The sequence below is a fragment of the Massilia hydrophila genome (assembly GCF_020208145.1).
GTDB classification, from domain to species: domain Bacteria; phylum Pseudomonadota; class Gammaproteobacteria; order Burkholderiales; family Burkholderiaceae_D; genus Telluria; species Telluria hydrophila.
The window spans coordinates 498069-522969 of the sequence record NZ_JAHYBX010000003.1 but is presented as its reverse complement, the minus strand read 5'-3'; the positions used below and the strand labels follow the sequence as shown (position 1 = coordinate 522969).

At 66.9% G+C, this 24901-nt stretch carries 26 protein-coding genes; 9 read left to right on the top strand and 17 right to left on the bottom strand.

Annotated features, from left to right (window positions below):
• Positions 1–34: 34 nt before the first annotated feature.
• The 5 genes from LE190_RS11945 to LE190_RS11925 all read right to left on the bottom strand — a co-directional run bounded on the left by LE190_RS11945 (position 35) and on the right by LE190_RS11925 (position 6889).
• Complete coding sequence (locus LE190_RS11945; protein ID WP_225238911.1) at positions 35–1048, bottom strand: RHS repeat domain-containing protein; 1014 nt, start codon at positions 1046–1048, stop codon at positions 35–37.
• On the bottom strand, positions 949–1395 hold the full coding sequence (locus LE190_RS22165) for an RHS repeat domain-containing protein (protein ID WP_225238890.1): 447 nt from the start codon (positions 1393–1395) through the stop codon (positions 949–951). Before LE190_RS22165 ends, LE190_RS11945 begins: the two co-directional genes overlap by 100 nt.
• 98 nt (positions 1396–1493) lie before the next feature.
• Positions 1494–2120, bottom strand: coding sequence for an imm11 family protein (locus tag LE190_RS11935; RefSeq protein WP_225238889.1), 627 nt, complete (start codon positions 2118–2120; stop codon positions 1494–1496).
• Positions 2117–6376: an RHS repeat-associated core domain-containing protein gene (locus LE190_RS11930; protein WP_225238888.1), complete on the bottom strand. Its 4260-nt coding sequence runs from the start codon at positions 6374–6376 to the stop codon at positions 2117–2119. The genes LE190_RS11935 and LE190_RS11930 overlap by 4 nt, the downstream gene beginning before the upstream one ends.
• 33 nt (positions 6377–6409) lie before the next feature.
• Positions 6410–6889, bottom strand: coding sequence for a DUF1795 domain-containing protein (locus tag LE190_RS11925; protein WP_225238887.1), 480 nt, complete (start codon positions 6887–6889; stop codon positions 6410–6412).
• A 357-nt stretch (positions 6890–7246) separates the two neighbouring features.
• On the opposite strand from LE190_RS11925, the gene LE190_RS11920 reads away from it, so the two are divergent.
• On the top strand, positions 7247–7891 hold the full coding sequence (locus LE190_RS11920) for a YitT family protein (RefSeq protein WP_224945825.1): 645 nt from the start codon (positions 7247–7249) through the stop codon (positions 7889–7891).
• A gap of 69 nt (positions 7892–7960) precedes the next feature.
• Here LE190_RS11920 and LE190_RS11915 read toward each other — a convergent pair whose 3' ends face one another.
• Positions 7961–9088 carry a serine hydrolase domain-containing protein gene (locus LE190_RS11915; protein WP_225238886.1) on the bottom strand — a complete coding sequence of 376 codons (1128 nt, stop codon included), beginning with the start codon at positions 9086–9088 and terminating at the stop codon, positions 7961–7963.
• Positions 9089–9226: 138 nt separating this feature from the next.
• Here LE190_RS11915 and LE190_RS11910 point away from each other — a divergent pair, with 138 nt between their 5' ends.
• The 3 genes from LE190_RS11910 (at position 9227) to LE190_RS11900 (ending at position 11651) form a co-directional block, all read left to right on the top strand.
• Positions 9227–10000, top strand: a complete 774-nt coding sequence (locus LE190_RS11910; protein WP_225238885.1) for a helix-turn-helix domain-containing protein — start codon at positions 9227–9229, stop codon at positions 9998–10000.
• Positions 10001–10163: 163 nt separating this feature from the next.
• The gene (locus tag LE190_RS11905) at positions 10164–11123 is read left to right on the top strand and encodes a porin (RefSeq protein WP_225238884.1); all 960 of its coding nucleotides are present in this window, start codon (positions 10164–10166) and stop codon (positions 11121–11123) included.
• Positions 11124–11231: 108 nt separating this feature from the next.
• On the top strand, positions 11232–11651 hold the full coding sequence (locus LE190_RS11900; protein ID WP_225238883.1) for a hypothetical protein: 420 nt from the start codon (positions 11232–11234) through the stop codon (positions 11649–11651).
• Here LE190_RS11900 and LE190_RS11895 read toward each other — a convergent pair.
• Complete coding sequence (locus LE190_RS11895) at positions 11628–12650, bottom strand: SDR family oxidoreductase (RefSeq protein WP_225238882.1); 1023 nt, start codon at positions 12648–12650, stop codon at positions 11628–11630. The two genes, LE190_RS11900 and LE190_RS11895, sit on opposite strands and share 24 nt — an antisense overlap.
• A gap of 190 nt (positions 12651–12840) precedes the next feature.
• On the opposite strand from LE190_RS11895, the gene LE190_RS11890 reads away from it, so the two are divergent.
• Entirely contained in the window at positions 12841–13383 is a 543-nt protein-coding gene (locus tag LE190_RS11890) for a hypothetical protein (protein WP_225238881.1), read from the top strand.
• Between the two features lie 23 nt (positions 13384–13406).
• Here the strand turns inward: LE190_RS11890 and LE190_RS11885 are convergent, their stop codons facing one another.
• Together LE190_RS11885 and LE190_RS11880 are read right to left on the bottom strand one after the other, a co-directional pair.
• Positions 13407–14420 (bottom strand): sulfate ABC transporter substrate-binding protein, encoded by a 1014-nt coding sequence (locus LE190_RS11885; protein WP_225238880.1) that lies wholly within the window; start codon positions 14418–14420, stop codon positions 13407–13409.
• Positions 14421–14541: 121 nt separating this feature from the next.
• On the bottom strand, positions 14542–14754 hold the full coding sequence (locus LE190_RS11880) for a hypothetical protein (RefSeq protein WP_224945818.1): 213 nt from the start codon (positions 14752–14754) through the stop codon (positions 14542–14544).
• 158 nt (positions 14755–14912) lie between these two features.
• Between LE190_RS11880 and LE190_RS11875 the strand changes: the two genes are divergently transcribed.
• A complete protein-coding gene (locus LE190_RS11875) occupies positions 14913–15650 on the top strand; it encodes a phosphatase PAP2 family protein (RefSeq protein WP_225238879.1) in 738 nt (245 codons plus the stop codon).
• 13 nt (positions 15651–15663) lie between these two features.
• The gene (locus LE190_RS11870; RefSeq protein WP_225238878.1) at positions 15664–16500 is read left to right on the top strand and encodes a metallophosphoesterase family protein; all 837 of its coding nucleotides are present in this window, start codon (positions 15664–15666) and stop codon (positions 16498–16500) included.
• A gap of 16 nt (positions 16501–16516) precedes the next feature.
• On the opposite strand, the gene cls is transcribed toward LE190_RS11870, so the two are convergent.
• Both cls and LE190_RS11860 read right to left on the bottom strand, forming a co-directional pair.
• The gene (gene cls, locus LE190_RS11865; RefSeq protein WP_225238877.1) at positions 16517–17905 is read right to left on the bottom strand and encodes a cardiolipin synthase; all 1389 of its coding nucleotides are present in this window, start codon (positions 17903–17905) and stop codon (positions 16517–16519) included.
• Positions 17902–20025 (bottom strand): site-specific recombinase, encoded by a 2124-nt coding sequence (locus LE190_RS11860; protein WP_225238876.1) that lies wholly within the window; start codon positions 20023–20025, stop codon positions 17902–17904. Before LE190_RS11860 ends, cls begins: the two co-directional genes overlap by 4 nt.
• 120 nt (positions 20026–20145) lie before the next feature.
• On the opposite strand from LE190_RS11860, the gene LE190_RS11855 reads away from it, so the two are divergent.
• Positions 20146–20982 carry a branched-chain amino acid aminotransferase gene (locus LE190_RS11855; RefSeq protein WP_225238875.1) on the top strand — a complete coding sequence of 279 codons (837 nt, stop codon included), beginning with the start codon at positions 20146–20148 and terminating at the stop codon, positions 20980–20982.
• Positions 20983–21057: 75 nt separating this feature from the next.
• Here LE190_RS11855 and LE190_RS11850 read toward each other — a convergent pair whose 3' ends face one another.
• The 4 genes from LE190_RS11850 to LE190_RS11835 all read right to left on the bottom strand — a co-directional run bounded on the left by LE190_RS11850 (position 21058) and on the right by LE190_RS11835 (position 23243).
• Positions 21058–21720, bottom strand: coding sequence for a YiaD family glycine zipper/OmpA-like lipoprotein (locus LE190_RS11850; RefSeq protein ID WP_224945837.1), 663 nt, complete (start codon positions 21718–21720; stop codon positions 21058–21060).
• 91 nt (positions 21721–21811) lie between these two features.
• Positions 21812–21958, bottom strand: a complete 147-nt coding sequence (locus LE190_RS11845; RefSeq protein ID WP_020652694.1) for a lmo0937 family membrane protein — start codon at positions 21956–21958, stop codon at positions 21812–21814.
• 99 nt (positions 21959–22057) lie between these two features.
• Positions 22058–22285 (bottom strand): hypothetical protein, encoded by a 228-nt coding sequence (locus LE190_RS11840; protein WP_225238874.1) that lies wholly within the window; start codon positions 22283–22285, stop codon positions 22058–22060.
• Positions 22286–22475: 190 nt separating this feature from the next.
• A complete protein-coding gene (locus LE190_RS11835; RefSeq protein ID WP_225238873.1) occupies positions 22476–23243 on the bottom strand; it encodes an outer membrane lipoprotein in 768 nt (255 codons plus the stop codon).
• Positions 23244–23450: 207 nt separating this feature from the next.
• On the opposite strand from LE190_RS11835, the gene LE190_RS11830 reads away from it, so the two are divergent.
• Positions 23451–24179 (top strand): Crp/Fnr family transcriptional regulator, encoded by a 729-nt coding sequence (locus LE190_RS11830; RefSeq protein WP_225238872.1) that lies wholly within the window; start codon positions 23451–23453, stop codon positions 24177–24179.
• A gap of 108 nt (positions 24180–24287) precedes the next feature.
• Here LE190_RS11830 and LE190_RS11825 read toward each other — a convergent pair whose 3' ends face one another.
• A complete protein-coding gene (locus LE190_RS11825) occupies positions 24288–24509 on the bottom strand; it encodes a YMGG-like glycine zipper-containing protein (protein ID WP_224945809.1) in 222 nt (73 codons plus the stop codon).
• A 22-nt stretch (positions 24510–24531) separates the two neighbouring features.
• Positions 24532–24867: a BON domain-containing protein gene (locus LE190_RS11820; RefSeq protein ID WP_225238871.1), complete on the bottom strand. Its 336-nt coding sequence runs from the start codon at positions 24865–24867 to the stop codon at positions 24532–24534.
• Positions 24868–24901: the final 34 nt, after the last annotated feature.

Below are 24901 nucleotides of genomic sequence, written 5' to 3'. Positions count from 1 at the left end.
ACAGTGAGTCGTCTTGTGCTCACGTCTAAAGCTGTCAAGGAAGAGACATCTGAGGGGAGTACGGCGCCGCCACGCCGGCTGCCTGCCACGTACGCCGGCCGAGCAGGTCGTAGCCGCTGCGCTGGCTGATCCTGCCCTGGGTGCGCCGCACTTCGCGGTGCAGCTCGTCGCGCTCGAAGTCGCTGATGACGCGCTCGCCGGTGCGGATCTGGTGCACGTGGCCCGAGCCGTAGGTGAGGGTGTCGATCCGCGGACCATGCGGCAGGCCCAGGCTCGTCAGGTTGTCGAGCTCGTCCAGCGTGTAGTCGACGGTGCCGTTGGCGCCATGCTCGGCAACGAGGCGGCCGGCCTGGTCGTAGGTGAAGCGCACGCTGTCGGGCTTGATACCCAGTGCGGTGCCGGCGCTGCTCGGGATGCGCTCGGCGGCAAGCAGGCGGTCTGCCTCGTCCCAGGTATAGCTGGTCAAGGCGGTGGCCGTGGCCTGGGACAGGAGGCGGCCCATGCTGTCGCGCTCGAAGCGGGTGCTGCGCCGTGCGCGCTCTGCCGTACCGCCAACCGGCGCGACGACCGTTTCCAGTGAAGACAGCTCGCCCGCGCCGTCATAGCGCAGGTGGCGTTCGACCCCGTCCGGACGGATCTCGCACGCCAGGCGGTCGCCGTGGTCGTAAGTAAAACGGTAGCGGGTGTCGCTGTCGGTGGCCAGCTCCACCAGCCGGCCCTGGCTGTCGTAGCGGTAGCGCAGGTGGCGCTGGGCCGGGTCGGTGGCGTCGAGCACCTGGCCGCCGCTGTTGCGCAGCCAGCGCTGCACGCGGCCGCGTGCATGGTGCTCGACCAGCAGGCCGGCGGCGTCGTATGCGTATTGTTCGGTGCTGCCGTCCGGCAGCGTTACCTGCAGCGCTTCGCCCGTGCGCCGTCTCTGGTAGCGCGTGGTGTGTCCGAGCGCGTCCGTCACCGCGGCAAGGTGGCCGTCAAGGTCGTAGTCGTAGCGGGTGATCTTGCCGGAACAGTCGGTGTAGGCGGTGAGCAGGCCGCGCCGGTCCCAGGCCATGCGCTGGCGGCCGCCGCGCGCGTCGATGTGCACCAGCGGCTGCCGTCCGGCAGGCGCAGGTCGGCCACGCGCAGGCTGTGGCCGTCGTAGCCGGTGCGGGTGACCCGGCCGAGCGGGTCGGTTTCGGCGATGATGCGGTCCAGGTCGTCATATTCGAACGCGACCCGGCGCTTGCCGGGCAGGTGCAGCGCGACCGGCTGGCCGCTGGCGTTGCAGTCGATCCGGTACTCGGCGCCGTCCAGGTCGGTGCATGCGATGACCTGGTGCTGCTCGTCGTAGGTCCAGTGGGCCTGGCGGCCCAGCTCGTCCTCGACCCAGGTCTGGCGCGCCGTGGGATCGTAGCGCAAGCGCGCGTGCGCGCCTTCACTGGTGCTGCAGGTGGCGACGCGGGCTTGTCCGTTGGTCTGGACCCACGCGTAGCTGCATCCCGTCCGCTAGCTCCCGTTCAGGAGATATCGCTCCACAGATCGTAACCGTAATGTTCATCGATGGGTACGAACTGCAGCCCTTTCAGGCCGGACTCGACGGCGCGCTCGCGAAATGTCTCCGTACATACCAGACGCATGATCTCGATACAATAAAACAGCGGAGCCGTGCCGATCTGCTTGCAGGCGAATTTCTCGATCGTACTGTAGACGGGATGGGGCGGGAAAATCGCATCGATCATGACTTTGCCGGTTTCGATAACCCGCTCGAGTGTGTAAACGGATCGTTCCTGGTCCAGCAGGCTGATGTTGTCGGCAGCAAAGAAGATGTAATAGTCCTGCCTGGCAGCTTGCCCCGATGGGAGCGTGATCTGGATCGGTATCGCCTTGAACCCGACCTGCAGCGCGCGGCATACCTCGAGGAAGCGGGACGAAACGAGCCGTGGCTCGTTATCGTAGTAATCGAAGCCCAGCTCTTTGATGGCGGGGTCGGAAAGCCTGAGCCGGTACGCTTGCGTGGTGTTGATGTCGAGCGGACGCGCCTCGACACCGGAGAACTCCCATTCTGCGGGATCGTAGTCGCCGGACAGATAATAGGGAAGCGCCTTGCCATCCGGTGCGTATTGAATTGCGTAATACTTCGTCATAGTAGCCGTCCTGTCGTTGGGTCAACCGCAAACAGCCCAGACTCCAGCTTGCGCAGTGCGGTTGCCTGGATATTCCGGATGCCCAGTGCCAGTTGGGTGTCGCTCAGTTCGCGCTTGAACATCGCATTGAGCCGCGCGACCTCCGCATGTATTTGTCTAGTGTACTGCGGGTGATTCGACCAGTGCCCGGGCAAGTCGAGCTGCTTCGCAAGCTGGGAACTACCTGGCAAGAACGCGCCATTGGATGCCCCATCCCGGTTGAATCCCATCGACTTGAGACGTTTGAACATGTCGGCGAAAAGAGGATTTTTCATGACCTCCTCGGGGATCAGATGGTGATTCGCCATGCGATCGCCGGGCCTTGCTCCCATGCTCCTGCCCAGTGCCGTCGAACACCAGCCTAGTGGATCTGCATTCCCCGTCGGGTTGGCGGCAAATGCATAAAGGTTCGTGCCGCCTGATAGTCCTATCGGATCCTGACCGATATATCTTCCCACATCCGGATCGTAATACCTGAACGTGTTGTAATGCAGCCCCGTACCCTGATCGGCATACTGGCCCGGATAGCGCAATGCCTGTTCGATCTTCGGCAATAAGGCAACTTCTTCGCCTCGCTCAACCTTTCCCCATGCCGAGTACTTCCCAGCCCACGCAAGCTCTCCAGCCTCATCGGTCACTTCAAGCGGCGTGCCAACGAGGTCAGTATGGAAGTAGAGCACCCGCGACCCGATCGTCGCGGCGCCTGTTATATTGCCTGACGTTGTGATACCGGTCGCAGCATCGACCCTGGCCAGCGGCGTGTACTCTTCATCCGGGCTGTATACATAAGTGCTGTAGCCACTCGAGCGCACCTCCTGTACCATGCGCAAGCCCTGCCAGACAAAACGCTTGCGCTCGGTGCGCGCCGAGCCGTCATGCGCGCGGCTTGTTTCCGTCACACCGATGCGCCGCCCCAGTGCGTCATAATCGAAATGGTTCTCCACCACGCCATGCGGCGAGCGCGTCGTCACCGCGATGAGCCGGTCTTCCGCATCAAACACGAACTCCTGCACCTGATGCGCACCCTTGCGCTTCTCGCTCAGGTTGCCCCACGGGTCGTAATCGAAACGCAGGTCCTGCCACACCCGCAGCCGGTTGCCCGCCACATGCCCGCGGCTTTTACGCGAGATGTCGTCCAGCAGGTTTCCCGCCGCATCCCAGGCAAACCGTTCCTGGCTGCCGTCAAGAGTACGGCTCTGCAGCAGCAGGTTGCCCGCCGGGTCGTAGCCAAACGCAATCGCCCCGCGCACGCTGTCGCGCAGTTCGGCCAGTTCACCCGACGGATGGTAGCGGTAGCTGCGCCACAGCCGGCCTTGACCCGGCCCGAGTAGATCCGATTCCGCCGCTGCACCGGCTGCCTGCCACGTACGCCGGCCGAGCAGGTCGTAGCCGCTGCGCTGGCTGATCCTGCCCTGGGTGCGCCGCACTTCGCGGTGCAGGTCGTCGCGCTCGAAGTCGCTGATGACGCGCTCGCCGCTGCGGATCTGGTGCACGTGGCCGGAGCCGTAGGTGAGGGTGTCGATCCGCGGTCCATGCGGCAGGCCCAGGCTCGTCAGGTTGTCGAGTTCGTCCAGCGTGTAGTCGACCGTGCCGTTGGCGCCATGCTCGGCGACGAGGCGGCCGGCCTGGTCGTAGGTGAAGCGCACGCTGTCGGGCTTGATACCCAGTGCGGTGCCCGCGCCGCTCGGGATGCGCTCGGCGGCAAGCAGGCGGTCGCCGTCGTCCCAGGTATAACTGGTCAAGGCAGTAGCCGTGGCCTGGGACAGGAGCCGTCCCATGCTGTCGCGCTCGAAGCGGGTGCTGCGCCGTGCGCGCTCTGCCGTACCGGCAAGCGGCGCGCCGAGCGTTTCCAGTGAAGACAGTTTGCCCGCGCCGTCATAGCGCAGGTGGCGTTCGACCCCGTCCGGGCGGACCTCGCACGCCAGGCGGTCGCCGTGGTCGTAGCTAAAACGGTAGTGGGTGTCGCTGTCGGTGGCCAGCTCCACCAGCCGGCCCTGGCTGTCGTATCGGTAGCGCAGGTGGCGCTGGGCCGGGTCGGTGGCGTCGAGCACCTGGCCGCCGCTGTTGCGCAGCCAGCGCTGCACGCGGCCGCGTGCATGGTGCTCGACCAGCAGGCCGGCGGCGTCGTATGCGTATTGTTCGGTGCTGCCGTCCGGCAGCGTTACCTGCAGCGCTTCGCCCGTGCGCCGTCTCTGGTAGCGCGTGGTGTGTCCGAGCGCGTCCGTCACCGCGGCAAGGTGGCCGTCAAGGTCGTAGTCGTAGCGGGTGATCTTGCCGGAACAGTCGGTGTAGGCGGTGAGCAGGCCGCGCCGGTCCCAGGCCATGCGCCGGCGGCCGCCGCGCGCGTCGATGTGCGCCAGCGGCTGCGGGGAGGGTGCATCGTCGTACTCGTAGGCTTCGCTGCGCCCGAGCGGATCGCGGGTAGCGAGCAGGCGTCCGAAGTGGTCGTAGTTCGCCTGCCAGCGGCTGCCGTCCGGCAGGCGCAGGTCGGCCACGCGCAGGCTGTGGCCGTCGTAGCCGGTGCGGGTGACCCGCCCGAGCGGGTCGGTTTCGGCGATGATGCGGCCCAGGTCGTCATATTCGAACGCGACCCGGCGCTTGCCGGGCAGGTGCAGCGCGACCGGCTGGCCGCTGGCGTTGTAGTCGATCCGGTACTCGGCGCCGTCCAGGTCGGTGCATGCGATGACCTGGTGCTGCGCGTCGTAGGTCCAGTGGGCCTGGCGCCCTAGCTCGTCCTCGACCCAGGTCTGGCGCTGGTTGGGATCGTAGCGGAAGCGCGCGTGGGCGCCTTCGCTGGTGCCGCAGGTGGCGACGCGGGCTTGTCCGTCGATCTGCTCCCACGCGTAGCTGCAGCGAAACCCGAGCGCGTTGACATGGCTGCTCATCAGGCCGTCGGTATAGGTGAACTGGCGTACCACGCTGCCGTTGGCATCGGTCACCGACGCGAGCTGGCCCTGCTCGTCGTAGCCGTAGCGCACCAGAAAGCCCGGGCTGCCGCCTTCGAGGCATTCGATGCCGCTCAGGCGGGCATGCGGGCCGGCGTAGTGCAGACGCAGGCGCTGGCCGGCACTGGTGTCGATCATGCTCACCTGACCCGCCGCATCGCGGGTATAGGCATGCCACTGGCCGCAGCGGTCTTCCATTCGGCGCAGCCATGCGGTGTCGCCGGCGTCGCCGCCGAGCGGCCCGAAGTCGTGGAACCTGTCGTTGAGATCGTGCAGGATGTAGCGGCCGTCGCTGGCGTGGACGAGGTAGCATTGCTCGGTATCGCTGTAGGCCGACTGTCCGGGCTGCAGGGCAGGGAAGCCGCTTTCGCGTCCCTGGCCATCGCTCAGCCATACCTTGCCATCGCGCAGCGTCAGGCGTAGGTCCCAGGGCAGCACCCAGCCGCGGCCGAGGCTGCCTTCATGGACGAGGTTGCTGGCGTAGAAGCGGTTGCAGGTGAACGGCAGCGCACCGGGCAGGACGAAGTCGACTTCTTCCTCGGCAAGCAGGACCTTGCGGCCGGTCGTCACCTCTACCGGGTGGCCGTACAGTCCCCCGATCGCACGGCTGACGACCGGCGCGGCCACGTAGCGGCCGATGGCTTCGCCCGCCACGAAGCCCGCGGTGTACTTGGCGACGCAGGGCAGGACGGCGCGCGACAGGCCGGTCCGCAGGATGCCGCCGAGGCCGGTCGCGAAGGCGGCGACGGTGAAGGCGAGATCGGCGCGCATGCGGATCGCTTCCGGGATCTCGTCGGCCACCGGCAGGCGCAGTTCCGCGTTGGTGCCGCCGCCAATGTAGACGTCGGGTGAACCGGCATCGATCTTGGCGCCGCATGTGATCGCATCGGCCTTGCGCGCTGCGGGCAAGCCGTTGATGTACACCGAGGACGAGCCTTCCGCGATGTTCAGTACCGGCGGGTGCTTGTCGCACAGGGCGGTGTCGACGATGGCGCGGGCGGCGGCAAGCCCGTTGACGAAGACGTTCGATGCGCCGCTGCTGATGGCGCCCGAGGGCGTGGAAAACATTCCCCCTATCATTTCACCGAGCATGGCCATGGCCGGCGCCGCCAGGCCCGCCAGCGTGGCCAGCACGACGCCAAGCAGGCCGCAGCTGGCGATGGTGAGCGCGGCTGCGACGATGAGTGCGATTCCGATCGCCGCGCCGATCAGGAAGCCGGTCAGCGCACTGGTGTGCGCAATGGGGTCGCCGAGGCGTGCTGCTTCAGTCATGGCTGTGATGGAATGCAGGAAGGCAAAACGGGATCAGCCGGCCGCGGCGTCGGTGGACTGCGCATGCGCGAAGCTGCGCAGGAAGCCGCGCCACAAGGTGTCGAAGCCGGCGTCGGCCTGGCGCGGGGTGGTCGCGCTGACGATCAGGGCCCGGCCCGGGGCAACCAGGAACACCGCCTGGCGCTGGCGCAGGACCTGGGCGCCGTTGCGGTACTGGCAGTCGATGCGCTCGCCGCTCAGTGCCGTCTCGCCTTCGCCCAGCGTGTCCGTGTCCTGGCCCAGCAGCTTGTGGCCGGGCAGGCGGCGCTTCAACAGCGCCAGCTGGCGGTCGACGTAGGCGGGCAGGCTTTCCCCTTCGTTGAGGCGGTCGCGCGTGATGCTCAGGTTGGGCGCGTGCTGCGGATCGGCGGGAACGAAGACATTGGTGGTCCGGTCGTCGAAGCCCTGTGGCAGGCCGATGCTGCCTTCTGGCAGCGTGACGCGTCCGGATGCTGTGTTGCGCTCAGGGTTCATGGGCTCGCCGTGATCGTCAATGGGAGGAACCCTGAACTCTATTGGCCGTGGCGGTCGTGTACCTTGATCGTGGACAGGGGCCGCTCTTGTCCCGTGCCTGCGGGCGGACAGCAGTTATGCGCCGTACGAATGACCGACATGCGCGCGCACGCACTTTCATTGCGCTGCAACATGGGTAATAATAACGGGCTGTACCCAGCAGTACTATCCAGATTCCCCCGTTTTGCCGCGCCATCGGCATTCTTGATTGTGCGTCAGCGCAACATTGTCATTCTTGATAACTGTGAGGAAAATGAAGCGTCGCTTCCTGTCCGGTTCCCCGATGTTCCAGTCCGCCATGTCCGCGGAGCTACTGCCATGATGCAGGGCCGCCTGCAATCCGCTGCAGGGCCGGCGCGGCCGGTGCAGGTCGAACCGCACACGCTGTTTGACGACGTGTATGGCATTGCCGTCGGTGTGCTGTTCGTCGTCATGGGTGTCCTGCTGCTGCAGGCTGCCGGGCTGATCACAGGTGGCGTGGCCGGTATCTCGCTGCTGGTGTCCTACCTGTCGGGCTATTCGGTCGGCCTGCTGTTCATGCTCATCAACCTGCCGTTCTTCCTGTTCGGCTACCTGTTCATGGGCGCGCGTTTCACCGTCAAGTCGCTGGCTGGCAGCGTCCTGATCATGGCCATGCTGAAGCTGATCCCGAGCGGACTGGTAATCGGCCACGTGCATCCGATGGTCGCGGCGCTCGGCGGCGGCACTTTCTGCGGCATGGGCATCCTGGCGCTGGCGCGCCATGGCGCGGGTGTGGGCGGCACCGGCATCGTCACGCTGTGGCTGCAGAAGCGCTATGCGATCAACGCCGGCCGTACGCAGGTGGCGATCGACGCGGTGATCCTGCTGGCCGCGCTCGCCATGGTGAAGCCGCAACTGGTGGGCTGGTCTTCGCTGAGCGCGATCGCCATGAGCAGCATGGTCATGGCCTGGCACCGTCCGGGCCGCTATTTCGGCAACTGACGCTCCCGGCCGGGCCGCCTCCAGGATTCCGGTCCGGCGGCGGGCCCCTGTCGTCCGGCATGGCCTCGCTCAGGGCCGGTACCAGCCATATTCCCAGCGCCACGGCATGTCGGTCTCGCCCAGCACGCGCCGCGCGAGTTCCGGATAGATCCGCTCGGCGCGCACGTCGTTCGCCAGCATCAGCACGCAGCGCTGGCCACGTTCCAGACACAGCAGCATGTTGCCGGTGCTGTCGTTGTGCCCACCCTTGAACCACGCCGATCCGCTGCGGTCGCGAAAGACCACCACGCCCAGGCCGGCGGCCAGCGACTGCGGCCAGTGCGCGACAGGTGCCGACAGGGTCGGAAACTGCGTCGCGCTGGCGATCGGCAGCTGGGCCCTTACCAGCAGCGCGCGCGACGCCGGCGTCAAGCCTTCGCCAAGCATCACACCTGCCCAGAGGCGCGCCTGGTCTTCGATCGTGGTGTCCATCGAGCCTGCCGCGCTGGGACGGCTGCGTTCGTCGTGCGGCGCCATCCTGCCGTCCACGGTGTAGCCGTCGGCCAGGTTGTCCGCGAAATCGGCGCGCCACTGCATGCTGGTGTTGCGCATGCCGAAGCGGTCGAACACGCGGCGCTGCATTTCCTGGCTGGTGTCCAGTCCCAGGCCGCGCTCGACGAGCAACTGCAGGATGTAGAAGCCTTCGCCCGAATAGGCGTAGCGGGTACCGGGATCGAAGTGCAGGCGCAATTTCCGGTCCGGCTCGAGCCAGCGGAAGTTGGCGAAGCCCGCCGCATGGGTGAGCAGGATGCGCGGCGTCAGCGCGCGCCAGCGCGGGTCGCCCGCCAGGTCGGAAAAGTCCCAGGGAGCCTGGCGATAGGCGGGCAGCGGCTGCGGCAGCAGGGTGCCGACGGGCGTGTCAAGGTCGAGCCTGCCTTCATCCACCAGTTGCAGCAGCATGTAGGCAAACGCGGCCTTCGTCAGCGAGGCGCCATACATGACGGTCTGTGGCGTGAGCGGCAGCCCGCGTTCGACGCTGCGCATGCCATAGGCGCGGACCGATACCACCTGGCCCCGGTCGATCACGGCCAGGGCCAGCCCTGCCACCTGTTCGCGGGCCATCAGGCGGCGCACCTCGTCGTCCGACGGCATGGCGGCGGGCGGCGCGGCGGCGCATCCGGCCAGCAGGACTGCGAACAGGAGGATGGCGGCGTTCATCGTGTGCTCCGGCTGAGGTGGCTTGTATGAGCCATCGTACACCGCCCGCGCTGGCAGGGGGCCAGTATGCAAGCGGACTTGCCCGGCGGGCGGGGCGGCGCTACCATCGCCGCACCCTGACTACCGCCGATGCCCTGCATGTCCGAGATCACCCAACTTATCGCCACCCTCAAGCGCGAACTCAAGCGGCAGGGCAAGACCTACCGCGACGTCGCGGCCGCGCTCAAGCTGTCCGAGCCGAGCGTCAAGCGCCTGTTTGCCAGCGAACAGTTTACGCTCGAGCGCCTGGTCGAGGTCTGCGCGCTGCTGGGCCTGACGCTGGCCGAGCTGGCGCAGGAGGCGGGGCAGGGCCAGCAGCGCCTGCGCACCTTGAGCCCGGCGCAGGAGCGCGAGCTGGTCTCGGATGCGCGCCTGCTGCTGGTGACGGTGTGTGCGCTGAACCACTGGACCATGGCCGAGATGCTCCAGGCTTATTGCCTGGGCGAGGCCGAATGCGTGCAGCTGCTGCTGCGCCTGGACCGCCTGAAGCTGATCACCCTGCTGCCGGCCAACCGCATCCGCCTGAACGTGGCGCGCGACTTCGACTGGCTGCCGGGCGGGCCGATCCGCCAGTACTTCCGCGAGCAGGGCATGCCCGAGTTCATCGACAGCGCCTTCGGGCGCGGTGGCGAGTCGCTCGACTTCGTGCACGGCATGCTGACCGAAAGCGCGCGCGCCAAGCTGCAGGCCGAACTGCGCCAGCTGCGGGCACGCTTCGCCCTGCTGCACGAGGAAAGCCTGGCCGCGCCGCTGCCCCAGCGCCGCGGCACCGGCCTGCTGCTGGCCCTGCGCGAATGGGAGCCGGCCGCCTTCGCGCAATTGCGGCGCGCGCCCGCGCGCGCATTGCCGGCCGCGATGCCGTCCTCGCCCTGATCCGCTGAGCCATCCCCCGTTCCCTTGGCATCGGCCACGCATGCGCGGCGGGCTTGCGACGTGCTTCACGGGCAAACATATGTACAAGTCGCGCTTTATGTGAGGTATTAGACAGATCAGCCCGTCAAAGCGGGCAATCATGGTGCCAGAGAGGAATGTCGCCATGAAGATGTCCATCGTCGCATGCGCCGTGCTCGGAGCGAGCGCGGCTTGCGCCTCGGCCCAGGACGGGTTCGCATCCACGGATGCCGGGGTGGTCCAGCAAACCGGCTGCAGCGCCGACTGCAAGCCCTTGCCCGCCGGTACCGGTCGGAGTACCGACACCCCGGCGATCTTCACGCTGGAGACGGTGCACGAGGCGGAACAGCGGCGCACCCAGGCTGCGCAGACGCTGACCGTCGGCCGCCAGTACAACCTCGAATTCCTGGCGCTCACCGATGTGGGCGACCCTTTCCACGGCGGCCTGGCCGGCAGCGCCAACCCCGCCGGGGCCCTGCGCCGGGTCGACGACAGCGTCACCTACCGCAGCGAATCGGGCCGCTTCAGCGCCGGCTCGTCCTGGGGCAAGGGCGACCTCGACGGCTCGCCCTCGGGCCGCGCCTGGGGCATGTCGGTGGGCTTCAGTGCCGGTCCGTTCACGCTGCGCGCGGCGCACCAGAACCGCAACGTGGCCAAGGTCACGCGCTACGACCAGGTCGGCATCACGATGGCGGCCAAGAATTCGATCGTCGCGGCCAACCTGCGGCTCGGCTGGGGCACGGCCTACGCGGCCTACAGCGCCAGCCGCGGCTGGGGCAGCTCGCCCCTGTTCAACCCGGACAACCCGTACGGCGCCGGCATCACCACGGTGCCGTCCACCGACAGCCGCGACGTGCTGGCCGGGGTGGCCGTCCCCATCAGCCGCGCCACCACGCTGCTGGCCTCGTACATCCGCAAGAACGACCGCGACCCGGCCGACCGCGATGCGCGCCAGGTCGCGATCGGCGCCACCTATGCGGTCTCGCGCAAGCTCGATTTCTATGCGGCGTATTCCCACATCCGGCACCAGAGCGGGATCCGGAATGCCAACGTGCGCGAGGGCGGCGGCGGGGCGATCAACCTCGGCATGCGGCGCGCCTTCTGAGCCGTCCGGCCCGCATCCGGGGCGACGCGCCCCCGCAAAACAGGCTAGCCTGTTCCCAGGGCTGACATGGCCATTCGTTCAGATCAATCACCGTTTTTGGAGGTACGTATGACAGGCGCAAGCACACTCGATCCGGACAACTTCCCGGAAGGCCCGGACCGCAGCCTCGGCAAGGGGCATGGCATCGACGCACTCGGCCCGAGCGACATTTCCGACACTGGCAGCGACGTGGTCGGCGGCCCCGGCTTCGCCGAGGGCCTGGACCCGGACCAGACCCTCGACTTCGACCGCGGCACCACCTCGGACATGGAGCAGGGCCACGCGGGCGGCACCGCCGGGCCGGATGTCGGCGACGCCGACTTCTCGGGCGACAGCGACCTGGGCGGCACTGGCGAGCGCGCCGCGGCCGGACGCGACAGCGTGGCGAAGGACGGCGCCGACATCGGCACCGACCAGGTGGTGTCCATCCCCGACCTGCCGCTGACCGAGGAGGACACCGAGTTCCTAACGAGCAAACCGCCGCGATAGGCTGAAGGCGGCCAGCAAGGCCCCGCCGCCCACCAGGGCGGTCATCAGGGGCGAGGAGCGCAGGCTGGTCTGGGTGTACAGGCTGCGCTCATGGACGTTCTGCGGCATGCCCTGGCGCTGGCGCAGTTCGGTCGCCGGGTCGGGCTTATACAGCGCGTCGCGGCGGTTCGGCGGGGAAGGGCGGCTCGACTTCTGCTGCTTGAACATGCTGGCGTTCATGTAGCGGTCGAACATGGCAGGCATCAGCTTGGCGCCGGCCGCGATCATCTTCGAGGCGCCGCCCGCGTAGGCATCGCGCTTTGGATGTTCGGCGCAGTACAGGATGGTCTCGGCCACCACTTCGGGTGCATACACCGGCGGCGGCAGCGCCGGTTCCCGGTCCATGTAGTTGCGGGCGTGCACCGCGAACATGGTATCGATCGCGGCCGGACGCACCAGGGTCACCTGCAGCGGCGCGCCCTCCTTCTCCAGTTCCATGCGCAGCGCATCGGTAAACCCCTTCACCGCGTGCTTGGACGCCGCATACATGCCCTGCATCGGGATCGCGCGCTCCGACACCTCGCTGCCGACGTTGATGATGGCGCCGCCACCGCGGCGCTTCATGCGCCGCGCGGCTTCCAGCGAACCATTCACGGTGCCCCAGAAATTGGTCTGGAACAGGCGGTGATGGTCTTCCGGCTTGACTTCTTCGAGGCGGCCGAACACCGAGATGCCGGCATTGTTGACCCAGGTGTCGATGCGGCCGAAGCGGGCAATGGCCTGCTCGCCGATCTTCTCGACATCCGCGATCTCGCCGACGTCGGCCGCCACGGTCTCGACCGCGACGCCCCTGCCGCGCAACTCATCGGCCAGTTCGGCCAGCGCTTCCTTGCTGCGCGCGGCCAGCACGAGGCGCGCGCCGCGCGCCGCGGCCATGCGCGCCGTCGTGAGGCCGATGCCGCTGGTGGCGCCGGTGATGACCATGACCTGGTCGTGAAGTTTGCGCAGTCTGATTGCCATGACGTGATCCTTTTCAAGGTGGAAGAGGAGGACTGCCCGCGACGTGGGCCGCAGGGACAGGCCTGGATGGATGGCGCTATGCTAGCCCGGCTGGCGAATCCGCCGGTTTCGCTTGCCTTGCGGACAGTTTTGACTTGCCGCCCGCGGCAGCGGGCCGTAGAGTAGCGGCGACGCCGCTCATCCATCGACCATGCACAGCCCACCTACCCAGTCCACCCCCACCACGCCGGCACCGCTCCACATCCGCTGCCAGCACCCGAAGGAGCCGCTGGCGCTGGTCCTGTCCTGCGCGGCCTTCGGGGTGCTGGCCATGGCGAGCGCGAAGCTGGTGAATGACCCGAAGGGCTTTTCCTGGTTTACGGCCTGGGTCATCGTACTGATGGGGACGGCACTGGCGGCGCTGGTCTACCGCAACCTGTGCGTGCGCGACACGCTGTACCTGTACCGGGACCGGCCCGAAGACTGGGCCGAAGGAAGCGAGGAAATGCTGGTGCTGGAGGCTGGCTGCGTGCGCACGCTGCGCGTCTGTCCGGTGCCGGAGCCGACCTCGTCCGAAGGCAAGTTCGCCGCGCTCGGCGTCGGGCCGGGACTGATCGAGATCGGGACCGCGGACGGCTGCTACCGCTTCGGGGCTGGCCTGGACGAGAACGGCGCCCGCACCGTGGCCGGCCGCATCGCCGCCTATTGCGGCCTGCAGGAAGCAGGGCCGCAGTGGAAGCTGCCGGGCGCGTAGAGGCTGTCTGCTCCCGGCGCGGCCTACTTGCCCGGCTGGTAAATCTGGTCGAACAAGCCGCCGTCGGCGAAATGCGCTTGCTGGGCCTGGGTCCAGCCGCCGAGCTCGGTAATCGGGAACAATGTGATCTTCGGGAACTGCGATGCATACTTCTTCGCATGGCGCTCTACCGCAGGACGGTAGTAATTCCTGGCGACGATGTCCTGGCCTTCATCGCTGTACAGGAATTCCAGGTAGGCCTGGGCCAGCTTGCGGGTGCCGCGCTTGTCGACCGTCTTGTCGACCACGGCCACCGGCGGCTCGGCCAGGATGCTGAGCGAAGGCGCGACGATCTCGAACTTGCCCGGGCCCAATTCGCGCAAGGCCAGCAGGGCTTCGTTTTCCCAGGCCAGCAGCACGTCGCCGATGCCGCGTTCCACGAAGGTCGTGGTGGCGCCGCGCGCGCCCGAGTCGAGCACCGGCACGTTCTTGTACAGCTTGCCCAGGAAATCCCTGGCCGTGGCCGGCGAGCCGCCCGGCTGGCGCAGCGCGTAGCCATAGGCCGCCAGGTGGTTCCAGCGCGCGCCGCCCGAGGTCTTCGGGTTCGGCGTGATGACCGATACGCCCGGCTTGGCCAGGTCGCCCCAGTCGCGGATGCCTTTCGGATTGCCCTTGCGGACGAGAAACACGATGGTCGAGGTGTAGGGGGCGCTGCGGTAGGCCAGGCGTTTCTCCCAGCCCGGCGCGATCAGGCCGCGCGCGCTGATGGCGTCGATGTCGTAGGCCAGGGCCAGGGTCACCACGTCGGCCGGCAGGCCGTCGATCACGGCGCGCGCCTGCTTGCCGGAACCGCCGTGCGACTGCTTGACGGTGACATTGTCGCCCGTCTTCGCCTTCCAGTAGCGCGAGAAGGCAGCGTCCACGTCCTGGTAAAGTTCGCGGGTCGGGTCGTAGGAGACGTTAAGCAGGGTAAGGTCCGCGGCGGCGGCGGAACCGTTCAGCAGGGGGGCCAGCAGGCTCAGTGCCGCCAGCGAATGCAGGAAAGTCTTGCGAAGCATGTCGTTCTTTCAGGGAGCAGTGTGGAGCCGCTAGCGTACGGCCGGGCTCCGCCTGAAGGAACGAATTTATTCGCTTAACAATATGCGTTTTTTATGGCGCGCAATGGAGGACGGCTAATACTCAGTGCGCCTTCGACAGGATCAGCAGCCAGCGGCGCAGCAGCAGGATTTCGATATGGCCGGGCTCGACGCCGGTGTCGCATTCGATGACCGGGTTCACGGCATAGAAACGCTTGCGGAAATCACGGGTGATCAGGACTTCGCGGCGACCGATGCGCAGCATAAAAGGGACAGGTGCATATTCCAGGCCGAAAGAGCTGTTCAGAGTGGTCATGGTGTTTTCCTTTTATTAAAATCGTTGGAGTGAGTAAAGAATAACATAACCACTGTATAAATCTACAGTTACTGTGTGGATGTACAGTAATTTTTTTGCGCTGTGGTTTTTTCGCCAAGCATCACCAGATGCGCTTTGCAGCCCCCGACCAAGGACCCATGCCGACTTCCTCCACTCTGCATACCCCTTCCCGATCCATAGGCGGACCGGCCTTCCACCCGCGCGCCGCCCTGGCGGTCCTGTTGTTCGCCGGCACCGTGTTCGCGTTTCTGGCGGTCGCGGTCACCACCGGCGCTCCGATCACGCTGCTGGATGCGGATGTCGCGCAGTGGCTGCACGTGCATGCCCACGCCAACAGCAGCCTGCGCGGGGCGCTGCTCCTGCTGACCCATGTGCACAGCACCCCGGGCATCCTGGCGCTGGCCGTTGTCGCCGCGATCTGGCTGTATCGCCAGGGACAGCGCTACTGGATCCTGGCGCTGGTGGCCGCGGTGCCCGGAGGCCAGCTGCTGAACGCGCTGCTCAAGCAGATGTTCGCGCGCGTCCGGCCACAGTTCGCCGAGCCGCTGCTGGAGCTGGCTACCTACAGCTTCCCGAGTGGCCACGCGCTCGGCGCGACCGTCCTGTACGGCGTGCTGGCCTGCTACGCGGCGCGCCAGGCGCGCTCGCGGGCGGGCCGGGTGCTGCCCTTCGTGCTGGCGCTGGCCATGGTGGCGACGGTCTCCTTCTCCAGGATGTATCTTGGAGTCCATTATTTGTCCGACGTCGTGGCCGGGCTGGCCGAGGGCTGCGCCTGGCTGGCGCTCTGCCTCACCGGCGTTGCCATCCTCGCGCGCCGGCGCCCGGACCTTGCCGGGCGTGCAGGCGCCGCCGTGCCGGAGGACAGCCCACGCTGAGAAAGGAGAACGGATGCGCACCCTGGTACACCTGTCGGACCTGCATTTCGGGCGGGTCGACCACCGCCTGCTGGCGCCGCTGCGCGAGCTGGTCGAGCGCATCGCACCGGACGTGCTGGTGGTCTCGGGCGACCTGACGCAGCGTGCCCGGCCGGAACAGTTCGAGGAAGCACGCGCCTTCCTCGACACCCTGCCCGGACCGCAGATCATCGTGCCCGGCAACCATGACATCTCGCTGTACAACGTGTTCCGCCGCTTCGTGAAGCCGCTCGAACGCTACCGGCGCTACATCACCGACGAGCTCGAGCCGGTCTACATCGACGAGGAGATCGCGGTGGTCGGCGTCAATACCGCGCGCTCGCTGACCATCAAGGACGGCCGCGTGAGCCGCGAGCAGCTGGCGGCGGTACGCGCGCGCCTGGCCGGCCTGCCGGCCTCGGTAACGCGCATCGTGGTGGCCCACCATCCCTTCGACCTGCCGGACCACTTCGAGGAGCGCGACCTGGTCAACCGTGCCGGACGCGCGATGCAGGCCTTTTCCGAATGCGGCATCGACATCCTGATGGGCGGCCACATGCACGCCAGCCACGCCGGCAGCACGGCGGCGCGCTACGAGATCAGCGAATACGCGGCGCTGGTGATCCAGGCGGGGACGGCGACCTCGACCCGCGGACGTGGCGAAGTCAATTCCTTCAATGTGCTGCGGGTCACGCCGGACCGGGTCGAGGTCGACCGCTACGGCTGGGATGTGGTGCACGGCCGCTTCGACGTGGCCGACACCGACAAGTTCCTGCGTGCCGGCAACGTCTGGACCCCGCACAACGACGGCCTGCTGGCCGCCGGGCTATAGGCGCAGGGGAGCCGGCCTAGATCCAGTATTCGGCCAGGCGGCCCATGAATTCGCGGAGCCGGTCCTTCCAGGGCCGGTCGCGCCACTGTTCCAGCGTCACTTGCTTCGAGCTGCGCAGGTCCTCGTTGAAGGCGTTTTCCATGTCCTGGCCGAACGCCGGGTCCAGCACCACCACGTTCAGCTCGTAGTTGTGGATGAAGCTGCGGCGGTCGATGTTGGCCGAGCCGATGGTCGACCAGATGCCGTCGATCACGGCTGTCTTGGCGTGCAGCACGGCCACCTGCAGCTGGTAGATCTTGACCCCGCCCTGGAGCAGTTCGTCATAGAAGGCCTGCCCGGCGTGCTTGATCAGGTCGTGGTCCGACACCCCCGGCAGGACCAGCTTGACGTCGACGCCGCGCTGCGCCGCCGCCTTCAGCGAATCGACGATCTGCTGGTCCGGCACGAAGTAGGCGGAGGTGATGTGGATCGACTTCTTGGCCTCGTTCATCGCCACCATCAGCGATTTATAGATTTCGGAATCGCGGTCCGGCGTGGTGGCCAGCACCCGCATCACCTTGTCGCCAGCCGGGGCCAGGCGCGGGAAGTAGTCGGCCTGCGGCAGGTCGCCGGCATCCTGGCGAACCCAGTTGTCGATGAAGGCGTACTGCAGCGCGGCCACGGCCGGGCCTTCGATGCGGATGTGGGTGTCGCGCCAGCCCACCTGCTCGCTGTCCACCGTCTCCGGCTTCTTGCGCGAACGGAACAGCGAGCTGTTGGCATAGGTCTCGCTGATGTTGATGCCGCCAGTAAAACCGACCCGGCCGTCGACCACCATGATCTTGCGGTGGTCGCGGTTGTTCAGCTGCCACTTGCCGGGGCGCTTGGTCGGATCGACCGGATTGAAGATGAGGACATTGATTCCGGCGGCGCGCATGCGCTCGAAGAATTCCTTGGGCGTGGCCAGGGTGCCGACGCCGTCGGCGATGATGTTGACGATCACGCCCTGGCGCCGCTTTTCCGCCAGCAGTTCGGCGAACTGCAGGCCGATCGGATCGCGGTCGAAGATATAGGTTTCCAGGTTGATCGAGGACTTCGCCTCGCGCGCGGCCGCCATCATCTCGCGCATGGTGGCCGGTCCGTCGAACAGCAGGGTGACCTTGTTGCCGGGGATGAGCGGGGCGCCGGTGGCCTGCTCCTCCAGCAGCGCCAGCTGCTTCAGGTCGGGCGAGGCATTCGCCCAGCGCTTGGCCAGCAGCTGGGCCGCCTGCTTCGGCTGCAGCATGCCGCGCGGCGTGGCCACCGTCGGCACCGCCTTGTGCGGGCTGTCCGGCAGGTCGCCGGCATCGGGCAGGCTCTTGCATGAGGCGACCACGCAGACAAAGGCCAGGAAGGCCAGGAAAGTACTCAGGCGCTTGTTCTTCATTTCGTGTCCTTCACGATGAGTTCGCTGCTAGGGTCGTCCTGGACGGGGGTGGGAGGACGGGTCTTCGGGCCGAGGAAGAAATCGATGGGCGAGGCCAGCATGCGGCGCCCCAGCGCCTGCACCAGCAGGATGCCGCGCTTGAAGCGGATCTTGCGGGCGCGCATCGCCACCCACAGCGCCAGGCCGAAGCTGACCAGGAGGTTGACGGCGCCGATCAGCAGCACGCCGGCGCCGGCGATGGCGACGTCTTCCAGCGGCAGCGCATAGTCGAGGCCGACGAGGGCCGTGGCCAGGTTGGCGGTGGAGAAGGTGACGTGACGGATATCGAGCGGCAGGCCGAGCAGGTAGCCGACGGTGCCCGTCATGCCCAGCATGATGCCGAAGAAGAAATTACCCATCAGGCCACCCAGGTTGTCCTCGATATAGTCGGCAAAACGGCCCAGGCGTTCTTCGCCGAGCAGGCGGCGCAGGCGCCGCAGCTGGCGCACACGCTGCCCCATGCGGGTATACAGCGCCTTGTTGTCGTAGTAGCCGGAAATCAGTCCCGCCACGAACAGCCAGATGCCGGCGATCCCCGCGTAGAACAGGGCCAGGCTGTGCAGCGGATCGACGTCGGCCAGCAGGTGGTGGGCCTTGGCCGGATCGACGATGTGGTTGCCGTTGATGGCCTTGTAGCCCACCGCGATCGCCCAGGCCACCGGGAAGGCCAGCAGCACGTTGCCGAGCACAGCTACTATCTGGGTACGGAATACCTTGGTGACAAGATCTGCCAGGCTATCGACATCCAGCCCGCGCCCGTTGTCGGCCTTGTGCAGCGAGGCTGCGATGTGCTGGGCGGTCATGGCCGGCTGCTTGGTGGCCACCGTGAAATGCAGGACGTAGATGAGGATGAAGCCCAGCGAGTAATTCATGCTGAACAAAAAGGCCTCGACCAGGGGTGCGGTGCGCAGGTAGCCCAGCATGATCTTGAACATCGCCATGAAGCCGACGATGAAGCCGGCACCCGAGGCCGCCACCAGCATGTGGCGCAGGTCGCGCCGGGTTTCGGCGATGTAGTGCTCGCCGGTGCGGCTGGCGTTCTCGGTGACGTTGCGGGCCAGCAGGTCGACGTTGTCGCGCAGCAGGCCGCGTACCTGGTATTTCGTGTTGTGTGCTTCGATCAATTCCTCGGCCAGGGCGATCGCCGCCAGGCGCCGCGCGCTGGCCGCCGGACTGCCCGGATTGGCGCTGCGGTTGGCCACTTCCTGCAGGTCGACCGTGGGCGCACTCGGCAGCTCGCCGCTGACATCCACCAGGTAGAGCAGCTTGTGCAGGCGGTCGATGCTCTGGTGCAGGGCCACCAGCAGATAGGTCAGGGCCACGCTGGTGCCGCTGGCCAATGCGCTACGCCGGATCCGCAGCACCACCGCCTCGCACTGGTCGAGCATCACCAGCAGGTGGCGGGCCGGTTCCGGCTGCGCGATCTTGCCGTCGAGGTAGCGCGCGTATTCGTCCAGGTAGTGGTTGACCTCGATGTTCTGCATCAGAAAGGGCGAGTCGAATTCCTCGATCTCGCCGTAGCTGTGGACCAGGCGCGGCTCCAGCCCAAGGGCGCAGATGCGGCAGGACAGGGTACGGATCGCGTCGAGCAGGCCCATCAGGGTGACGTAGCGGGCCCGGTCCGGAGCCGCGTCCTGGGGCGGCGGCGCGTTGGCGATGACATCGAACAGCACCATCCAGTCGCTGTTCGGCACCGCGCGGATCCAGGCGTGGTCGTCCTCGTCGTATAGCACCTGGTTGAGCGCGTCGGACAGGTAGAGGTCGTTGAACGCGGGCGGCAGGAAACGGTAGCTGATGCGGCGCTTCAGTTCGGTGACGAAGCCATCGTTGGACAGGATCCCGATATCGCTGTACAGGCTGGTATGGCGGCGCTGCTCGAGCAGGGTGGTGAGGTAGCGCCGCAGGGCCCAGGCCTGCGACGGATTGCCCTTGAGCAGTTGGGTCAGGGTGCGCACCTGCCGCGCCGGATCGTCCTCCTTTTGCCAGACCCAGCGATGACGCGGGCGCAGGCAATCGACCAGGTCGACCAGCAGGTCGATCCGGTCGCTGTCAGGATGGATCCGTTCGAGAATGGCAAGCATGGGCAGTTGATCTTATAAAACCGTAGTGTACGCGAGGCATCGATGCCACATGGTTCGCCACCGAACAATGGCCTTCCTGAAAGCGGTACACTGGCGGGCCGATGTCACCGTGAGACAAGCATGTACCTGACCTATTTCGATGGCCGCTGGAGCGAAGGCAATATCCCACTGTATGGGGCGATGGACCACAGCCTGTGGCTGGGTTCCTCGGTATTCGACGGCGCCCGCGCCCTGCGCGGCCACTTGCCCGACCTGCGTCCGCACCTGGAGCGCGTGATTGCCTCGAGCGAGAAGCTGGGCCTGCGCTGTCCCCTGGACGTGGATGAGATGGAGGCGCTGGTGCGCGAAGGCGTAGCAAAGTTTCCCGCCGATGCGGAACTCTACATCCGTCCGCTCGTGTTCGGTACCGACGGCTTCCTGATCCCGGTCGCCGAGGCCAGCCGCTTCGCGCTGACCATCTTCGACGCGCCGCTGCCGCCATTCAGCGGCTTCTCGGCCTGCCTGTCGACGCTGCTGCGTCCGCAGCCGAGCATGGCGCCGACCGATGCCAAGGCCTCGGCCCTGTATGCCAACTCGACGCGCGCGATGCGCGAGGCAAAAGCGCGCGGCTTCGACCAGGCCATCATGCTGGATGCCGATGGCAACGTGGCCGAGTTCGCCACATCGAACCTGTTCCTGGTAAGCGCCGATGGCGCCGTGGTGACGCCCCGGCTGAATGGCACTTTCCTGGCCGGTATCACGCGGGCGCGCGTGATCGCGCTGCTGGCGGGGGAGGGCGTACGGGTCGAGGAGCGCAGCGTGGCGCCGGCCGAACTGCTGTCGGCACGCGAAATCTTCAGCACCGGTAACTTTGGCAAGGTCACGCCCTGCACCCGCTACGAGGAGCGGGTGCTGGAAGCCGGTCCGGTGGCGCGTCGTGCGCGCGAGCTCTACCTGGCATTCACCGACGCCAGCTGACTTCCTGCACGGAACAAGGGCCGACAGCGTCGGCCCTTGGTGGCTTGCGGCGCGCATGCCTGCGCGCCACTTCGCTTAGCCGCGTTCGGCGACGTAGATCTCGACGCGGCGGTTGCGCGCGCGGCTGGCGGCATCGTTGTTTGAGGCGATCGGCTCGCGTTCGCCGCGGCCTTCGATGGTGATGCGCGACGGGCTCACGCCGCGTCCCGCCAGGTAGTCGCGGGTACGGGCTGCGCGGTCGACCGACAGCGGCTGGTTGATTTCCGGCGTGCCGGTGCTGTCGGTGTGGCCGATGATGATCACGGTGGTGGCCGGGTTCTCGTTCAGGGTGCTGGCGAATCGGTCGAGCACCGGCTGGAAGTTCGGCTTGATGTCCGAGCGTCCGGTATCGAACGAGACGTCGCTCGGAATCTCGAGCTTGAGGCGGTTGTCGGCCGTCTGGCTGACCTGCACCCCGGTGCCGCGGGTGGCCTGTTCCATGGCCTGTTTCTGGGCTTCCATCCGCTTCGACCAGATGTTGCCGGCGACCGCACCCAGGGCGCCGCCGATGACGGCGCCGCGGGTGGCGCGACCACTGCCGCCGCCGCTGGTGGTGGCGCCGATCACGGCGCCCAGGCCGGCGCCGATGCCGGCGCCCTGCGCGGTGCCGCGCTGGGTCGGGCTCATGTCGGCGCAGCCGGTGGCGGTCAGGGCCACGAGGGCTGCGGCCAGTACGGATTTCGTCAGTTTAGTATGCATCATGTTCTCCTTGAATAAAAAATCCGCTTCGCGCTCAAGCCCGTCCCGGGCAAGACTGCGAAACGGATTGGGGGCGAATGGTAGCGCGCGGCTAGATGCCCCGTCCACTGATCAGGCGCACCAGGATCATGATGACGGCGACGACCAGCAGGATGTGGATGAAGCCGCCGATGGTATAGGAAGTTACCAGGCCCAGCAGCCACAGGACGATCAGGATGACGGCAATGGTGTATAGCATGATGCTGCTCCTTTACTTGAATCACGCGCTTCGGCGTCGTGGTTCCAGTATCCTGCCGCCGCTGGCCGCCCTCTGTACGATGGCGTACGGAAGCGTGAATCAGGTGCAAGCTTTGTCTTTACGCAAGCCGGGAATCCAGCCCATGAAGCCGAGCAGTCCCGTGATCCCAATCAGGCAGGTCAGCAGGCCGCCCGCCACCAGGAAGACCACGTCCTGTGCCTGCAGCCCGCCGGCAGCCGCTTCGCCCGGCGGATGGGCCGAGAGCAGTCCGAATGCCGCCACGATCATTCCCCATACGATGATGCCGATCCATGCCATGCTGTTCATGATGCGTTCCCCTGTTCAATGGTTGCTCTAGCACCGCACGCACTATCCGCGTGAAGCCATTGTCGGGTGAGCTCATCCATTGTTCCGTGCGCTGCCGCACATTGCATTTAAGAAAGTTGCTACGCAAAAATAAGGGAGAGGCACCTAGCGGTGACTCTCCCTGGCATACCGGGCGGCGGCTGAGCCGGGCTCAGCTCACGGCGCGCAGGCGGCCCTTGACGATGCGAACCCGGTCGCCGCTGCGCCACTGGGGCGCCTTGCTCTGGCGGAAAGTGCGCACGCTGCCATCGTCGAGGCGCACCTTGATTTCGTAGCTGGTCGTGGCCTTCATGTTGCCCTCGACCTGGTTGCCGACCACCGCGCCGCCGATCGCGCCGGCCGCGGTTGCAAGAGTGCGGCCGCTGCCGCCGCCGACCTGGTTGCCCAGCAGGCCCCCGATGACGGCGCCGCCGGCCGCACCCAGGCCGCTGCCCTGGGCGCGCTGCTTGATGGTGCGTACCGATTCCACGTTGCCGCAGTTCGAACACCAGTTGCGCTCGCTGTCCGCGGCGGCGACCTGTACCGGCTTGCTGGCGGGTTTGGCGGCTGGCCTGTCGTGGACCGTGGCGGCCGCGGCTGCGGCCGGCGCCAGATAGGTGGCCGGCGCGTAGGCCTGCGCCGCCGGGGCTGGCTGGGTCGGCTGCGCAGGATAGGCGGCCGGTTCGGTGTAGCCCGGGGCCAGCTGCTGGCCCGGCACGGCCAGGGCCGGCGCCGGCTGCGGACCCTGGGGCAGGGTGGAGGCTAGCGCCAGGCGCTCGGATTCACTCAGCTGGCGCTCGCCGGTGCTGCCCACCGACGCGGGGATCCAGCCCAGGATGGCCGCGGTGCCGACCAGGCAGAACAGCAGGACCGCCAGGGCGGCCAGCATCATCAGCGGGTGCATGCGTCCACGCGGGGACGAAGTAGGGGAGGTAGTCATGGTGCGTCCTTTTCGGCTTGTCTTGTCGGGCCCGTCCGTGCCCGGCACGGGTGCTCCTTGCATGTTCGGATTGTCCTCAGGAACAACAGGCGGTTCCGTGCGTCACCGTACATACCCATGCGGAGGGCAGGGGTTACGCTGACCTAAATTGTTTGCAAATGTATCCGCCAGACGGTTTGCGCCATGCAGTCACCACGCGAGAATCCGATGAACTTTGCCGTACCGCCGCCCATCGTCGAACACAACAGCAACCTCTTGCTGGCCGCGCTGGCGCCGCAGGAACTGGCAGCCATCCTGCCGCTGCTCGATCCGGTCACGGTCGAGGTCGGAGATGTCCTGTGCGAAGCAGGCGAACCGCTGCGCCACGTGTACTTTCCCCACGATTGCCTGGTCTCGCTGATGGGCGTGGCCGAAGGCCGCATGACGCTCGAGGTTGGCCAGGTCGGGCGCGAGGGCATGGTCGGCGCCAGCGTGGCACCGGACCACGACAGCACCCAGGTGCGGGCGGTGGTCCAGCGCGCCGGCAGCGCCAGCCGGATGGAGGCCGCCCGCTTCCGCACGGAGGCGGCGCGCAACCCTTCGCTGCAGCGGGTACTGTACCGCTACACGGAAGCCTTGCTGGCGCAGGCGGTCCAGATCGCCGTCTGCAGCCGCTTTCACGTGCTGGAGGCGCGCCTGGCGCGCTCGCTGCTGATCACCCGTGACCGGCTGCAATCGGACAAATTCCACCTCACCCATGAGTTCCTGGCCCATGCGCTCGGCGTACGCCGGGTTGGCGTCACCAAGGCCGCCAGCGCGCTGCAGCAGCAGGGGCTGATCATCTACAGCCGCGGCAATATCGAAATCCTCGATCCGGACGGCCTGGCGGCTGCCTCCTGCACCTGCTACGCGATCGTCAAGGACGCCGGCGCCCAAACGGTGGCCGGGCTGCGGTAAGCCCGGATGGCGGGCATCGGCAGCGCATGCCGGGCCCACCAACAAAAAGGCCTGGCGGATGCCAGGCCTTCTCGTGTCGGAGTCGGATTAAAAAACGCTTGGTCGTGCTCAGTTGGTCTTGTTGACCTGGTTGCCGATGACGCCACCCACCGCTGCGCCACCCACGGTGCCCACGGCGCTGCCGCCGGTCAGGGCGCCACCGATGACCGCACCGGCGCCAGCGCCGATGGCGGTATTCTTGTCCTGTTGCGACATGCCCGAGCAGCCGGCCAGGCCGAGTGCGGCGGTTGCCAGGCTTGCGGTCACTACCAGTTGTTTGATGGTTTTCATGGTCATTCTCCTTAACGGTGGGTTATTTCAATCGCAAATCATTCCTGACCGATTTCACGCCCTGGACGGTACGTGCAACCGAGGCCGCTGCCGCGACGCTGTCTGCCGAGCTGACAAATCCACTCAGCCGCACCACGCCCTGCGCCGTTTCGACGCCAAGGTCGGAAACCTTCAGCGCCGGATCGCCGGCAAGGGCCGCCTTGACACTGGCAGTGATGGCGGCATCGTCGACCGGACTCGCCGCCACACTGAAGCTTTCCGTCACCGCACATCCGGCAAGCTGGCCCGATAGCAGGGTGGCGAGCAGGGTGGCGAGCACGGCGCTGGCGATACGGTGCTGCTGGTTGAATCGCGTCATGCGGCAGTGTTCGTCGAGTTCATGGATGCAGGAT

Bases quoted from the DNA above. Each gene is read 5' to 3' on its own strand.
- LE190_RS11880 (WP_224945818.1), bottom strand. From the start codon at position 14,754: ATGACCACTCTGAACAGCTCTTTCGGCCTGGAATATGCACCTGTCCCT.
- LE190_RS11910 (WP_225238885.1), top strand. From the start codon at position 9,227: ATGTCCGAGATCACCCAACTTATCGCCACCCTCAAGCGCGAACTCAAG.
- LE190_RS11925 (WP_225238887.1), bottom strand. From the start codon at position 6,889: ATGAACCCTGAGCGCAACACAGCATCCGGACGCGTCACGCTGCCAGAA.
- LE190_RS11900 (WP_225238883.1), top strand. From the start codon at position 11,232: ATGACAGGCGCAAGCACACTCGATCCGGACAACTTCCCGGAAGGCCCG.
- LE190_RS11915 (WP_225238886.1), bottom strand. From the start codon at position 9,088: ATGAACGCCGCCATCCTCCTGTTCGCAGTCCTGCTGGCCGGATGCGCC.
- LE190_RS11875 (WP_225238879.1), top strand. From the start codon at position 14,913: ATGCCGACTTCCTCCACTCTGCATACCCCTTCCCGATCCATAGGCGGA.
- LE190_RS11890 (WP_225238881.1), top strand. From the start codon at position 12,841: ATGCACAGCCCACCTACCCAGTCCACCCCCACCACGCCGGCACCGCTC.
- LE190_RS11860 (WP_225238876.1), bottom strand. From the start codon at position 20,025: ATGCTTGCCATTCTCGAACGGATCCATCCTGACAGCGACCGGATCGAC.
- LE190_RS11855 (WP_225238875.1), top strand. From the start codon at position 20,146: ATGTACCTGACCTATTTCGATGGCCGCTGGAGCGAAGGCAATATCCCA.
- LE190_RS11840 (WP_225238874.1), bottom strand. From the start codon at position 22,285: ATGAACAGCATGGCATGGATCGGCATCATCGTATGGGGAATGATCGTG.
- LE190_RS11885 (WP_225238880.1), bottom strand. From the start codon at position 14,420: ATGCTTCGCAAGACTTTCCTGCATTCGCTGGCGGCACTGAGCCTGCTG.
- LE190_RS11820 (WP_225238871.1), bottom strand. From the start codon at position 24,867: ATGACGCGATTCAACCAGCAGCACCGTATCGCCAGCGCCGTGCTCGCC.
- LE190_RS11920 (WP_224945825.1), top strand. From the start codon at position 7,247: ATGATGCAGGGCCGCCTGCAATCCGCTGCAGGGCCGGCGCGGCCGGTG.
- LE190_RS11850 (WP_224945837.1), bottom strand. From the start codon at position 21,720: ATGCATACTAAACTGACGAAATCCGTACTGGCCGCAGCCCTCGTGGCC.
- LE190_RS11930 (WP_225238888.1), bottom strand. From the start codon at position 6,376: ATGACTGAAGCAGCACGCCTCGGCGACCCCATTGCGCACACCAGTGCG.
- LE190_RS11835 (WP_225238873.1), bottom strand. From the start codon at position 23,243: ATGACTACCTCCCCTACTTCGTCCCCGCGTGGACGCATGCACCCGCTG.
- LE190_RS11945 (WP_225238911.1), bottom strand. From the start codon at position 1,048: ATGGCCTGGGACCGGCGCGGCCTGCTCACCGCCTACACCGACTGTTCC.
- LE190_RS11935 (WP_225238889.1), bottom strand. From the start codon at position 2,120: ATGACGAAGTATTACGCAATTCAATACGCACCGGATGGCAAGGCGCTT.
- LE190_RS11905 (WP_225238884.1), top strand. From the start codon at position 10,164: ATGAAGATGTCCATCGTCGCATGCGCCGTGCTCGGAGCGAGCGCGGCT.
- LE190_RS11845 (WP_020652694.1), bottom strand. From the start codon at position 21,958: ATGCTATACACCATTGCCGTCATCCTGATCGTCCTGTGGCTGCTGGGC.
- LE190_RS11895 (WP_225238882.1), bottom strand. From the start codon at position 12,650: ATGGCAATCAGACTGCGCAAACTTCACGACCAGGTCATGGTCATCACC.
- LE190_RS11825 (WP_224945809.1), bottom strand. From the start codon at position 24,509: ATGAAAACCATCAAACAACTGGTAGTGACCGCAAGCCTGGCAACCGCC.
- LE190_RS11870 (WP_225238878.1), top strand. From the start codon at position 15,664: ATGCGCACCCTGGTACACCTGTCGGACCTGCATTTCGGGCGGGTCGAC.
- cls (WP_225238877.1), bottom strand. From the start codon at position 17,905: ATGAAGAACAAGCGCCTGAGTACTTTCCTGGCCTTCCTGGCCTTTGTC.
- LE190_RS11830 (WP_225238872.1), top strand. From the start codon at position 23,451: ATGAACTTTGCCGTACCGCCGCCCATCGTCGAACACAACAGCAACCTC.